The sequence below is a fragment of the Christiangramia fulva genome, assembly GCF_003024155.1.
Lineage (GTDB): Bacteria > Bacteroidota > Bacteroidia > Flavobacteriales > Flavobacteriaceae > Christiangramia > Christiangramia fulva.
Genome location: NZ_CP028136.1, coordinates 1,417,253 through 1,430,923, shown reverse-complemented (window position 1 = coordinate 1,430,923; position 13,671 = coordinate 1,417,253). Strand labels below are relative to the sequence as shown.

The window sequence follows — 13,671 nt, the reverse complement described above, 5'->3', positions numbered from 1 at the left end:
TTCAATAGAACAGGGTATTAATTATAAACCCAGGTTCCATCTTCAGCTTTAATAACACTCTTGGTTTCGATAGAGTAACCTCCAGCATAAATAGTATAACTTACCTGATATTTCTGTCCCACTTCTGCACCGGGATCCAGATTATCAAGAACTACATTTATAGCATCAAGCATCATTTCATCATTCCAACTTGTACTGCCCCCGGTTCTATTAAAGTTGCCGAAAGATAATAAATTTGATGCCGCATCTGGATAAACATCTTTTAATTCAACTGCAACAAAATTATAATCTGCTGTGGTAAATGTATATTGAATAGTGTTATCTGGCACCCAGGTACTACCATCATAACCAAATTGCAGTGATTTTTCTTTAACAGCAGGAATGTACTGGAATGCTCCGTCTTCAAATATAAAGTTAGCATACCGCGTTCTTAATCCTCCAGAATAATAATCAAAAGCTACCGCTACCATATCACCAGGCTCTGCATAAGGATATTTTTTATTTAAGAAAATCCCAATTTTATAAGCCGCATCATCCATATTATCAAAATCTGGATAATTTAAGCCCATATCATAATAATCCTGTTTTTCTAAAGTAAGAGGTTCATTCCAGGTTCCGTTGGTGTAGGCAAATACATTCGTTTCTTCAGTAATAGAAATGGAGGTTGCAGGCTCATAAGAATTGCCATTTTTCACAAGCGTTAAAGTTTCGGTATTAGAAGCACCGTAAGTATCAAATTCAATTTCAAAAACTTTCCCATCTGCTGCATCTGGAAAATGTTCATTTAGAACCACACTAGCAGCATCTATCAGCATTTCATCAGTCCAGTAACTACTATTATCTGTGTATTTTCGATAAAAATTTCCATGGTCAGCAAGATTAGATGCTGCTGTGGGATATTCATCAGCAAGCTCTGTAGCGACCAACGAATAATCGCTTTGAGTATATTGATAATATTCACCATCTGGGGTGGAATTAAATTTGCTGAATTCATTTCCGTCATACCTAAAGGTCATCGTTTGGAAGACATGCTCATAATTATCATTAAAAGTGTCATAGGTAACAGCATATAACTCCCCTTCGGAGGCATCATCAATTCGATCGTTTAAAACGACAAGAATGGCTTCTGCAATCATATCATCTGTCCAATAAGAACTTTTACCTGTTCTTTTATCGAAATCATTGTTGTATGCAGCACTAGATGCGGCATCCGAATATTGACTTGCCAATTCAGTTCCAATCAAATCATAATCATCATTTGTAAGGGTATCCTGGATAGGAGTAGCTATAGCATTATATGTCAACTTTACATAATCTCCTTCCTTTGCCTGGGGATATTTAAATTTAAGAATATCCTGAATATCAGAAATTTCAGTTACATAATCCGTAGAAAGACCTGCTTCATTATAATCAGAATCGGTTACAGTATACTCTTTTATAGAGATAGGATCATAAATGTTAAAGGTAACTTTGGCCAATGAATTCGCGGTGAAAGCCGGATACTTTTTCTTTAATAAGGCGGGAATTAGTGCCTTTGCTTCATCTATTGAGCTAAAATTACTGTGGGAAAGATCCAGACTTGAATAATCATCATCGGTTAAAGTATAATCTACCGTCCCTTCAACTTTCAATGAAGTATCGATTTCATCATAGATATCATCCATAGGATTACATCCTACTGCGGATAATAGCCCGACTACTCCTATTAAAATTAATAACTTTTTCATTATCTATTTTTTTAAAATTTAAGTTTAAGACTTACGCTGTAAGTTCTTCCTGGTCCATAATACACCAGTGCATTATGAAACCCATTTCCCTGGTCATTAGCATCAGAAACATATTCAGTGTTAAGGGCATTATTGATCCTTCCATATAATGAGGCATCAAAGGGTCCAAAATCGAAATCATGTCTAATACCAAGATCTAACAGGCCATAAGCAGGCGCTTTCCAGGTATTTCCTAAACCAGGTTCAGTTCTTCCACTAACATAGTAAGAAGCATACATATCACCCGCGTAATTATAATCTACATAAATAGTAGAGGTCTCAGCAAATTTATAACTAGCACCTAAAGCGAAAGTAGTTTGAGCTGCATCCCCAACTTTAAGTCCTTCAGAATATACATCTACAGTCATTGGCTGGGTTTTTGTTCCAGGATCTAAATAAAGGGGCTCGCCATTCTCATCTTTAAGAATTGCCGAAACATTATTGGTCCAGGTCCAATCTCCAAGAGATAACATTCCACTAAATTTGAAATCGTTTGTTAGATTATACGAGAAGTTTAATTCAACTCCCTGGTGTAATGCATTTACTCCTAAGATATTATAAAAAAGTCTAACATCACGATTTGTTGGATTTGAATAGCTTCCGGTGATTGCTTTATCGATCCATGTGGTGCGATAAACATTGATGTCAGCTTTTAAATTGGAATTTCTAAACCCGTATCCAATTTCAGCACTAAATACTTTCTCATTCTGGGCATCTTTATTGGCCTCTGTAGAACCAGTGGTATTTAAAAATACATTGTTCAAAAACGGAGCTTTTGAGAAATATCCCACGTTAGCAAAAATATTGCTGCGGTTACTTAAATTGTAATTGGCTCCCCCTTTAATTCCATAGCCCAGAAAGTCAACCTTATCAGATTTTCTTTCAGGATCACCAGGTGCATATTTCATAAAGTTTTCTACACTATAGGTAGTATTGGAAATATCAGCGGCTACAAATACATTTAGATCTTCGTTCACATCATATTCTGCCTGACCAAATAAACCACCTCTAAGAACCGTGCCGTCATAATCCTTTCCAAATTTATCACCAACTCCTAAGGCCTGACCTCCATTGAGATCACTTGAAGATTCGTTTAGCCAGTAATCACCACCAAGCAAATCGGTAATCTCATACCAGTGGGAACCAACATAATATCTGCCGTCTATACCTCCTGAAAGAGTTAGTTTATTGGAGGTACGGTTTTTAAAAGTGGATAAAATCCCATACCACTGATGGGAATTAAAAGATGCATATATCATATCTGAAGCGCCAAGTGGGCTTCTTGCAATATTTTCATCAACAATTTTATCAAAATCTATGGGCTGATCAAAACCTCCTAATCTATATTCATCACTTCCCAATTTATCCCCACGTGTTCTTCTTCCACCTCCAGAGCCAAAGGATGCATATAGTGCAGTAGAGATATCGGTTTTTTCATTTACTCTCCAATAATGGTTTAAAGACATTTGAGGTTTATGATAGAAGTTATAAGAGGTATGATAAACCTGTCCATTTTTATAACCCCAGTCGGCATTAAATCTTTTTGGCCCGGCTTCGGTTCTTTTATACTCCTCAATGGTTTGACGAGTATAGTGCTGGCCATGCTCCTGTTGTGCTCCAAATGCATTAAAAGCAATGGTATGATTGGAATTTATTTCTTTTGATAAGTTTACAAAATAATTATATCCCTCAAACTCAGTCCCGTCTACATAACCATCTCCCTGGATTTTAGAAGCTGAAACAGTTGCAGCAAATCCATTATCAGAAAGGCCGGTTGAATAAGTCATTCCGTATTTAAAATACCCATCGTTACCAATTGCAGCACTTACATTTCCTCCTTCTTCAGCATCTGTAGATTTAGTAACGATATTAATTGTTCCTCCAATAGAAGGAACAGCAACTTTAGAAGCACCTAATCCTCTTTGAACCTGCATCCTTGAAGTTACATCACCCAATCCAGCCCAGTTACTCCAATAAACTGCACCGTTTTCCATATCGTTTACAGGAATCCCATTGATCAAAACCGCAACGTTTTCAGATTCAAAACCTCGAATGTTTACTCGGGAATCTCCATAACCACCTCCCTGTCTTGTAGCATAAATTCCCGGAGTTGTTTTTAAAATTTCGGGAAATTCCTGGGTTCCTAATTTAAGAGCGATATCACTGGCTTTAATATTAGAAACCGCCACTGGGGTTTTCCTATCAATCGCAAGCGAGTATGCTGTAACAAGGATCTCATCCAAAGCTCCCGCATCGGGATCCAACATAATTTTGCCAAGGTCCTGCGTACCTCCGCTTACAGAAAAATCTATTGTTTTGGTTTTGTATCCAACAAAACTGATTTCAATTTTGCCTGAAACTTGATTTACATTCAGACTAAATTTTCCGTCAAAATCGGTTATCGCACCAGTATTCGTGCCTACCACTTTAACGTTGGCGCCGGGAAGAGGGCTGTCTAATCCAGAATCGATTACCGTTCCGGTAACCGTCCCTTGAGCAAAAATGGTAGCAGATGCAAGAAACATCGCTAACAGTAATAATTTCCTCATGTTTTAATAGTTTGTGTTTGATTAAATTTTCGTGGCAAAAAAAGTGTTTTCCCCAACATCTGAGTTTATCCAAATGTTAAGATTTTTAACTTTAACAATTTGCCATTCCAAAGCTATCAAAAAAAAGAAAGTGCCTGATTACAGGCACTTTAAAACTACTAACAGGTTTTTAACAAATTTTGTTAATTACTTTAAATACAACTCCAGTAAAGTTTTAGTAGAAGAATCATGATTTTCAACATTTTTACTTGCGAAATCCGCAAGGATTTTGCTTGCCAGTTGCTTACCTAATTCCACGCCCCACTGGTCGTAACTGAAAATATTCCAGATCACTCCCTGCACAAAGATCTTATGCTCGTATAAAGCGATCAATTTGCCCAGGCTTTCCGGAGTTAATTTCTCAACCAGTAAGGTATTGGTGGGCTTATTTCCATCAAATATTTTGAAAGCTTTCAGCCTCTCAATTTCGTCCTGCGATAACTTTTTAAATTTCAGTTCTTCTTCTACTTCTTCCGAAGTTTTCCCATTCATCAGAGCTTCAGTCTGAGCAAAGAAATTGGCCATTAGCTTATCCTGATGATCCTTATCTCCAAACAATGATCTTTTGAACCCGATGAAGTCAGCAGGAATAAGTTTGGTTCCCTGGTGTATCAGCTGAAAAAAGGCATGCTGCGAATTTGTTCCGGGTTCTCCCCAAATTATCGTTCCCGTTTGGTAATCAACCTTATTGCCATTCCTATCGGTACTTTTCCCATTGCTCTCCATTATGGCTTGCTGCAAATAGGTTGGGAATAATTCTAAATATTGGCTATAAGGAATTACGGCCTCGGTTTCGGCTTTAAAGAAATTATTGTACCAGATACTGATCATTGCCAGATGCACCGGCATATTTTCTTCAAAACGGGTATTTCTGAAATGCTTATCCATTTTTCCGGCTCCACGTAGTAAAGCCTCAAAATTATCATAACCAATTCCCAGGCAGATAGAAAGTCCAACGGCGCTCCACAATGAAAAACGACCTCCAACCCAATCCCACATCGGGAAAACATTTTTAGGGTCCATACCAAATTCCTCCACCCTTTCTAAACTGGTAGAAACGGCAACAAAATGTTTGGAAACCTCTTCTTTTGGCGCCGATCTTTTGAACCATTCGCGTGCAGTGGTAGCATTGCTAAGGGTTTCCATAGTGGTAAAGGTTTTGGAAACCACCAGAAATAAAGTTGTTTCAGGATTGAGGTTTTCAAGAGTTTCATGAACATGATCCCCATCGACATTCGAGATGAAATGCATCTTCAAATGATTTTTATAAAATCGGAGACTATGAGTTACCATTACCGGCCCAAGATCTGAACCTCCAATCCCGATATTCACCACATCGGTAAAGGCTTTTCCTGTATATCCTTTTCTGTCGCCGCTAATTACATCATCACTAAACTCTTTCATTCGCTGAAGCACTTCCTGAACCTCAGGAACTACATTTTCTCCTTCAGCATCTATTTCAGCAGATTTTGCAGCGCGAAGTGCTGTGTGCAGTACAGGCCTGTTTTCAGTCTTATTAATGGCTTCGCCTGTAAAATAGCTTTCAATCGCTTCTTTTAATTTACATTCTTCAGCAAGTTCGAGCAGGAGTGCACGCGTATCTTCGGTTATCCTGTTCTTGCTGAAATCGAGATAAAAATCCTCCCATGCAATGCTGAACTTTTCAGCCCTTTCAGGATCTTCTTTAAAAAGATCACGCATTTGCACAGCTTCATTCGATTTAAAATGTTCTCTTAACTTCTTCCAGGCGGTCGTTTGCGTAGGATTAATATTTTGCATTTAGAAATGTTTATATGGAATTTCGTCTAATTCTTCTTTTAAGGGTTTGATATGGGCGAAGTATTCATCTTTAAGCGAATCTTCTATTTTTTTAGCTGAAGGAAGATCCTGTCGGTATGGATCCCTCTGTACACCATTTACCCAGAAACGATAGCACACATGAGGGCCTGTAGCCAGCCCGGTACTTCCAACATACCCAATGACCTGCCCCTGCCTTACATACTCTCCTTTTTTTACAGCCCTTTTGCTCATATGCAAATATTGGGTGGTATATTTACTGTTATGACGTACTTTTACATAATTTCCGTTTCCGGAAGTATAACTGGAGGCGATCACTGTTCCGTTAGCCGTACTCATGATAGGCGTTCCTGTAGGCGCTGCGTAATCGGTTCCTAAATGTGCTTTCCATCTTTTCTGAACAGGATGAAAACGTCTCTTCGTGTACCTTGAAGAGATGCGTGTATAATTAAGCGGAGCTTTCAGGAAAAAACTCTGAAGCGCCTTTGCCTCATCATCATAAAAACTGGGTTTTTTAGTAACCGTGTCAGCCATATACCTGAAGGCATAAAAAGGTTTCCCTGAATGTTTGAAAACTGCGGCATCAACTTTTTCAATTCCGGCAAAAATAGTATCATCAATATATTTTTCGTGATAAACCATTTTAAACTGATCTCCCTTTTGAAGTTTAAAGAAATCAATGCTCCACTGGTAAATATTTGAAAGTTCATAGACCAGAAGGTTGCTAAGTCCCTGCTCCTGCATAGCTTCGGAAAGTGAAGAGGTCACCACTCCAGAAATCTCCCTTTTTTTGATAGTAACAGGACGTTTTCTGGAAGCAACATATATACTATCGTCCAGAGCTAATACGGTATAGTCAATTTTATTATTCTCGTAAATAAAAAATTTGGGGGTTTTTGCAGAGTCTTTCGCCCGGAGGATCATATATTTTTTACCAGCCGTGATCCTGGCTGGATTAAAACTATCTTTTACTTTTTCAACAATTTCGTAGACTTTTCCGGGCTGAACTCCATTTTTGTCCATAATTGAGCCGAAGAAATCACCTTTTTTGATGGTATCCCGAACTACATCATAATTATTGAGTATAAAGCCATATTCTTTTTCGACCGAAGGTAGTTTTTCCTTTTTTGGGGTGGTTACAGCCTGTTCTTTTTCATCATTCTTACAGGCAGTAAATGCCAGCATCATCATTAATAACAGTGTGCCTAATTTCTTCAATGTTCTTCTTTTTGATTTTCAGTATTAAAAGTATTCTTAACCCATTCTTTGCCCCACTCTGAATGTTCTTTTTCACTCCACAAATTCGGGAAAAATGAAATCTTTTGAAAACCTGGCGGTAAAAATTCTTTCCAGTTAGTACCTCCGGTCGCTTTTATGGTTTCCTTCTCTTTATTCAAATACCGGAATGCAGCTCCCATATGCATCAGTAACCAGTTGATATTCACATTCACATCAAAATCTCTCAAAGCCTTTCTCAGCGCTTTATTATTCTGTTCTTCTTCAGTAAGAGACAGGTAGCGATGATAGATGGTTTTTTTCTTCACCTCATTAGCTATTCGCAAAAACCGCGGCGTGTACCGATATTCAAATTGTTTTAATGTAAGCGTCTTTTCACCGGTTTTTAGATCGATCCCGCCTTTTTTCCAGTAGATATGCTCGTAAAGTTCTTCCGGGTCACTTTCTTCTGAAAAATTTTCACGAATTTCAGCCGAAACCAAATTTTTCATGGGGGTGGAATAAAATTCGATCATTCTAAATTGTGCCGATTGAAATCCACTGGCAGGCAAAAGCGCCATTCGGAATTTCAGGAATTGTTCCCTCTCCATCCCTTTAATCATCACATCAAAAGAATCGATGAGAATACGAATATAACGATTCATCCTTCGAAGCTTTTCCGTAAAAAAATCAACGGTAAGATCGGGGTTTTCAATGATCTGTTTCTGCTCGTGAATTATGAGCTTAAAATAAAGTTCGGTAATTTGGTGATAGGTAATGAAAATTTTTTCGTCGGGAAAATGAGTGTTTGTCTTCTGAAGGCTCAGCAAGGTATCCAGGCTGATATAATCCCAGTACGACAGGTAGCGATCATACAAAAGACCGTCTAAATAAGAGCCCATATCTTGGCCCGAATTGCGGAATTTTTCCTCTAGTTTTAAAATGCGTTCAGCGATTTCCGGCTTTATATCCATATCAATCCATTATAATCCGGAACTGGTTCTTAAGCCCTTTATAAGCATCCAGATCGGCATCGAGCGAACCTACGGCAAGATCGGCTTTTATTTTAAGCGGAATTTTATTTTTATCATCGCTCACCCAAAAGGTAAGACTTTCTTTTTCCTTAAATACCCTTCCTGCCATAACATAAGGACGGAATTTCAAACTTGCCACTTTCCCAAATTTCGTCTTTATTACTTCCCTTCCGAGGAAAACCAGTTTAAAATCCATGTTTTCGTCATCGATAAACATATTTAACCTAATTTCCTTCCCCGGCTCCAGTTCATCATTTCCAATTTGGTTGCGAATATAATAAAATGCCGATAACATATCATGTACATTCTTCGGGACGCTGTATGTTTTAATGTTATTGGTTTTTCGGTTTAAAACCTCGGCACTCCCGGCATTATGGTTAAAATCGATCACCAGGTTTTTGGTATATCCGCCTTCGTCAATATTTCTTATAAATTTATGCGGAAGGCCGGTTTCTTTATCAATAAAAGTTTGATAATCGTCTTCTACCTTAAAAAAAAGACCAAGTAAACCTGTAGATTTACCCCGTCCCTGCACATGGTAGACCGGTTCATTATCAAGCTTGGTTTCATTCACTTCAAGCGTTGCGTAGCTGGCATTGAAAAGGCCGTAATGAATGCGAAACCGAAACCACTCCCCATCTTTAAAAGCCTTCTGGGAAAACAATGAAGTGGCGGTAAAAAAAATTGTAAAGAAGGTAATTGTAAACAGTCTTTTCATAGCATTAATTAACTGAAGTAATAGATTTTAGGAACTTAAATTTATTTTACAATTACTATTCCAAAAGTATTAAAACAAAAACCCCCACCAAATTAATGATGGGGATTTTTGTCTTATTAACCAACTAAAACTTAAATTATGAAAAATTTCTACATTCCTGGTAACCACTCCAAAAATGCGGATGCAAAACTCCTATATTTCTACCTTCTGCGCAATGCAAATTTCAACTTTAACGCAAAAATTAGGCGATTATCAGAAATTTATTATTCATAATTAAATTTCAGCAATTATTTAAATTTAATTTAATGTTCCCCGCAATTCCTGCTCTCTTTCTATGGCCTCAAAAAGAGCTTTAAAGTTCCCTTTCCCAAAAGATTGGGCGCCTTTACGCTGAATAATCTCAAAGAACATGGTTGGCCTGTCCAGAACCGGTTTTGTAAATATTTGAAGCAAATAGCCTTCATCATCGCGGTCTACCAGCACACCGAGTTCTTTTAATGGTTCGAGTTTTTCATCAATTTCACCCACCCGATCAAGCAGATCATCATAATAGGTTTCAGGGACATGTAAAAACTCAACACCTCTGTCGCGAAGCGCCGAAACTGTTTCAATAATATTATCGGTGGCCAGGGCAATATGTTGTACTCCCGCTCCATTATAGAAATCTATATACTCTTCAATTTGTGATTTCTTTTTCCCTTCGGCCGGTTCATTAATGGGAAATTTTATTCTTCCGTTACCGTTACTCATCACCTTACTCATCAAAGCAGTATAATCGGTAGAAATATCTTTATCGTCAAAAGAGACAAGCTGGGCAAAACCCATTACACGGGCATAGAAATCTACCCATTTATTCATCTCGTTCCAGCCAACATTTCCCACCATATGGTCTATATACTGAAGACCTGTATCATCTGCACTGGCTTTGGTTTTCCATTCGCGGTAACCGGGTAAAAAGGGCCCATTATAATCTCCTCTTTCCACAAACAGGTGAATGGTTTCTCCATAAGTATGGATTCCGGAAATTACGGCCTTACCATTTTTGTCTTCCATGACATAAGGTTCAGCATATGATTTAGCCCCTCTTTTTGTGGTTTCCTCGTAGCTTTTTCGGGCATCATCGACCCATAGCGCCACGAATTTTACCCCGTCGCCATGTTTATCTATATGGCGATTAATATCGCCACCGGGTTTTAAGGGAGAGGTTAACACCAGTCTTATTTTTCCCTGCTGTAATACATAGGAAACGCTGTTCTTATTTCCGGTTTCCATCCCTGAAAAGGCAACAGGCTGAAAACCCCAGGCATGCTGGTAATAAAAAGCGGCCTGCTTGGCATTACCTACATAAAGTTCTACAAAATCGGTCCCGAGAATTGGCAGAAAATCTTCTGCATCGGGTACCACTTTTTTTAGTTTTAAGGATGTGCTATCTGTTGTCATTTTAATTTTTAATTAGATGATTAGTCAATGAGAAAATCAGAAAATGGAATTTAAGATCTCATTGAAGAACCAATTATTTTATTTAAAATTTTAATTATTACTTCCAAATCAGTGATTAAATGATCGCATTTCGGATATCCCGAAGAAGCATTGCATAAAAACAACCAATATTCAGTTTCATCGGCTTCTTTTATGGCAATTTTCATTTTATGAATGAAATCTTTCTTACTTTCTCCATTTTGAGCTTCTTTGATATTTGCTCCTATTGATGTTCCTGACCTTAGTAACTGATTGGATAGTATAAATTTCCTTTCCTCATTTAATAATTCTGCATATTCAATAATTTTTTTAGCGAACTCGAAACTTTTAATCAGAATAAGATTATCCTTATAACGTTCATTAAAAGTTATCATTTTCTAAAAATCTAATTTTCTGATTATCTAATTATCTCATCATCTGATCATAGGATCACCAGATCAATGATTCTCTTCCAGCCAGGATTTATGATAACTTTCATCGGCTATTTCCATGGCATCTTCGGTAAGCTTTAAGGGTTTGAAAGTATCTACCATCACTGCGAGTTCTTCGGTTTCGGTCTGGCCGATGCTTCTCTCCACTGCCCCGGGATGCGGACCGTGTGGAATTCCTGCCGGATGAAGGGAAATATGTCCGGCCTCGATATCGTTTCGGCTCATAAAATCACCATCTACATAATATAAAACCTCATCGCTGTCTATATTGCTATGACTGTATGGCGCCGGAATACTTTGAGGATGATAATCATATTTTCGCGGACAAAAACTGCACACCACAAAGGCATCAGTTTCAAAGGTTTGATGTACCGGTGGCGGCTGGTGAATTCGTCCCGTAATCGGTTCAAAATCGTGAATTGAAAAGGCATAGGGATAATTATATCCGTCGTAGCCCACCACGTCAAAAGGATGAGTAGCATAGATCATATCAAATATCTCTCCCTGTTTCTTGATCTTGATAAGAAATTCTCCTTTTTCGTCATTTGTTTCCAGTTCGTAAGGCTGACGAAGATCACGCTCGCAAAATGGAGAATGTTCCAATAATTGTCCAAACCAGTTTCGGTATTTCTTCGGAGTATAAATGGGCCTTCTCGACTCGACTATAAACAAACGGTTATCTTCATCGTCAAAATCGATCTTATAAATGGTTCCTCTGGGAATGAGCAAATAGTCGCCATATTTAAAATCAAGATTTCCGAGGTTAGTTCTCAATTTCCCGGAACCTTTATGAATAAAGATCAGCTCGTCACTATCAGCATTTTTATAAAAATAATCGGTAGTTGATCCCTGAGGCGAAGCAAGGACAATATCCACATCGGCATTGGTTAAAACCGGTTTTCTGCTCTTCAGGAAATCGGGATGCGGAGTTACCTGGAATCCTCTGAAACGGTATGATTTCAGGTTGTTTTCCACGGCTATTTTAGGCTTAACATCATAGCTCCCTTTGATCTCTTTTACCTGAGTGGGGCGATGTTCATGATATAAGTTTGAATACATTCCGTCAAAACCTATGGTCCCGAAAAGCTGCTCATAATAAAGGCTTCCGTCAGGTTTTTTGAAAATGGTATGACGCTTATGAGGAATTTTACCAAGTTTATGATAAAAAGGCATAATTGCTAAGTTTTAATTTTGATCAGATTTTTTTAGAAAATCCTGAATTTTTAAGAAAAAAACAGGCTTTTATTCCGATTACTACAAATATCAGGATTTTTAAGCGGAATATTCTTAAATCAAGGCTAAAAAATGGACTGGGGTTTTTTTGTGATTTTTAACACACAAAGAATTTTCTTTTCCTGCGTTTTAATTCGATTTCCATAAACCTTTTTTAAAAATGGGAAGTATTCTTTTCTGATGTTTTACCATAGCAATAATTCCAAAGGCCAGGTAAACCCAGGAGCCATAATTCAAAATTTTTAAACTCATCGCGTTATCGTGTTGATAAATGAATCCAAGAACCAGTTGAGTTAGAAAAAGGATCATCAAAATAATTGAATCCCTCACGTGAAGTTTTCGGTTTAAGATAAGACTTACTGCGAAAACTGATTGTGCTGAAGTTAGAAATAACTGTTGCCCCTGCATCTCGCTAAGCGGCAAGGCGGCAATTTTTCCTGCAGCGATTGAAAAAGCCAAAGGGATCATTCCTATTAAAAGCGTCCACTGATTCACTTTTGAAGTGATAAGCGTACCCAGGGAAGTTTCCGGTCGACCATTGATAACGAACATGATCGCAATTATTATCTCAGGAGATTCACTGGCGATCGGGGCCAGCCACTGCACTATTAAATACCGATTGATTCCCAAAGCTTTTCCGGTTGTTACCAGGGATTCTGAAAAAGGTTCGGCAAGGCTTAGCAATCCGGCTATTGCAGTTATGCCTAAAAGTATAATTATCCAAATTTGTTTATTTTTAGACTGCTCAACAATAATTTTCGCGGGGCCAATTTCCTCTTCCTCCCCTTCTTCCTTTTTATACTTGTTAAGCCGGTAGATATAGGCTGCATAAAGACCGAAAAGAACGCCCATATCCAGTAAACTGATGGTTTTCTTCAGAATGATCACGAATGAATAAAGAGTGGCCAATGCAAGAAAAATCAATTCTACCGAATTCGCCTTCTTTAGCTTCACGGCTTTCTTTTTATTATGGATCCAATAAAGCAGCCCTATCAACGACCATCCAATTCCTATAAGCAATCTATTTGAACCGGTCATGTTTGCAGTGGCCAATTGCGTATATTTCCCTTCCGGATGGAGTCCCGCCATATAAGAATAGTAAATATCCACGGCATATTCGGGCAATACTACTATAAGTCCAAGAATAGCCACGGTGATCCCATGAGATATAAAATTTTTTGTCACTTCTGCGGCCCAGGTGAGCATAAAACCAATGGCTACAAATGCGAGTCCATAAACAGAAGTCAGTACATAGGAAGATGGCTCAATTTTAAGAAACCTTATTAGCATCGCGGTTAATACCGCCAGAAAAGAGGGAACCAGGTAAAAAAGAAGCTTCTTCATAGATCTAAATTCCTAAAAAAATATTAAGATATAGGAATCAGTCTTTTAGAAAATAAGCCTTAAAAA

At 38.0% G+C, this 13,671-nt stretch carries 10 protein-coding genes; all 10 read right to left on the bottom strand.

The genetic code is table 11. The features are described from left to right. Positions 1-17: 17 nt before the first annotated feature. Positions 18-1,727, bottom strand: a complete 1,710-nt coding sequence (locus tag C7S20_RS06595) for a hypothetical protein (RefSeq protein WP_107011744.1) — start codon at positions 1,725-1,727, stop codon at positions 18-20. Positions 1,728-1,738: 11 nt separating this feature from the next. Next, complete coding sequence (locus tag C7S20_RS06590) at positions 1,739-4,315, bottom strand: TonB-dependent receptor (protein ID WP_107011743.1); 2,577 nt, start codon at positions 4,313-4,315, stop codon at positions 1,739-1,741. A gap of 186 nt (positions 4,316-4,501) precedes the next feature. After that, positions 4,502-6,133 carry a glucose-6-phosphate isomerase gene (pgi, locus tag C7S20_RS06585; RefSeq protein WP_107011742.1) on the bottom strand — a complete coding sequence of 544 codons (1,632 nt, stop codon included), beginning with the start codon at positions 6,131-6,133 and terminating at the stop codon, positions 4,502-4,504. Beyond that, positions 6,134-7,369, bottom strand: coding sequence for a peptidoglycan DD-metalloendopeptidase family protein (locus C7S20_RS06580; RefSeq protein WP_193510796.1), 1,236 nt, complete (start codon positions 7,367-7,369; stop codon positions 6,134-6,136). Continuing rightward, a complete protein-coding gene (locus C7S20_RS06575) occupies positions 7,366-8,340 on the bottom strand; it encodes a tryptophan 2,3-dioxygenase family protein (RefSeq protein ID WP_107011741.1) in 975 nt (324 codons plus the stop codon). Before C7S20_RS06575 ends, C7S20_RS06580 begins: the two co-directional genes overlap by 4 nt. Position 8,341: 1 nt before the next feature. Continuing rightward, on the bottom strand, positions 8,342-9,118 hold the full coding sequence (locus tag C7S20_RS06570; protein ID WP_107011740.1) for a DUF3108 domain-containing protein: 777 nt from the start codon (positions 9,116-9,118) through the stop codon (positions 8,342-8,344). Between the two features lie 297 nt (positions 9,119-9,415). Beyond that, positions 9,416-10,558 (bottom strand): 4-hydroxyphenylpyruvate dioxygenase, encoded by a 1,143-nt coding sequence (hppD, locus tag C7S20_RS06565; protein WP_107011739.1) that lies wholly within the window; start codon positions 10,556-10,558, stop codon positions 9,416-9,418. Between the two features lie 50 nt (positions 10,559-10,608). After that, a complete protein-coding gene (locus C7S20_RS06560) occupies positions 10,609-10,971 on the bottom strand; it encodes a four helix bundle protein (RefSeq protein WP_107011738.1) in 363 nt (120 codons plus the stop codon). Positions 10,972-11,034: 63 nt separating this feature from the next. Continuing rightward, positions 11,035-12,201, bottom strand: a complete 1,167-nt coding sequence (locus C7S20_RS06555; protein WP_107011737.1) for a homogentisate 1,2-dioxygenase — start codon at positions 12,199-12,201, stop codon at positions 11,035-11,037. 189 nt (positions 12,202-12,390) lie between these two features. Next, entirely contained in the window at positions 12,391-13,605 is a 1,215-nt protein-coding gene (locus C7S20_RS06550) for a sodium:proton exchanger (protein WP_107011736.1), read from the bottom strand. Positions 13,606-13,671: the final 66 nt, after the last annotated feature.

Bases quoted from the DNA above. Each gene is read 5' to 3' on its own strand.
- C7S20_RS06570 (WP_107011740.1), bottom strand. From the start codon at position 9,118: ATGAAAAGACTGTTTACAATTACCTTCTTTACAATTTTTTTTACCGCC.
- C7S20_RS06560 (WP_107011738.1), bottom strand. From the start codon at position 10,971: ATGATAACTTTTAATGAACGTTATAAGGATAATCTTATTCTGATTAAA.
- C7S20_RS06550 (WP_107011736.1), bottom strand. From the start codon at position 13,605: ATGAAGAAGCTTCTTTTTTACCTGGTTCCCTCTTTTCTGGCGGTATTA.
- hppD (WP_107011739.1), bottom strand. From the start codon at position 10,558: ATGACAACAGATAGCACATCCTTAAAACTAAAAAAAGTGGTACCCGAT.
- C7S20_RS06595 (WP_107011744.1), bottom strand. From the start codon at position 1,727: ATGAAAAAGTTATTAATTTTAATAGGAGTAGTCGGGCTATTATCCGCA.
- C7S20_RS06590 (WP_107011743.1), bottom strand. From the start codon at position 4,315: ATGAGGAAATTATTACTGTTAGCGATGTTTCTTGCATCTGCTACCATT.
- pgi (WP_107011742.1), bottom strand. From the start codon at position 6,133: ATGCAAAATATTAATCCTACGCAAACGACCGCCTGGAAGAAGTTAAGA.
- C7S20_RS06555 (WP_107011737.1), bottom strand. From the start codon at position 12,201: ATGCCTTTTTATCATAAACTTGGTAAAATTCCTCATAAGCGTCATACC.
- C7S20_RS06575 (WP_107011741.1), bottom strand. From the start codon at position 8,340: ATGGATATAAAGCCGGAAATCGCTGAACGCATTTTAAAACTAGAGGAA.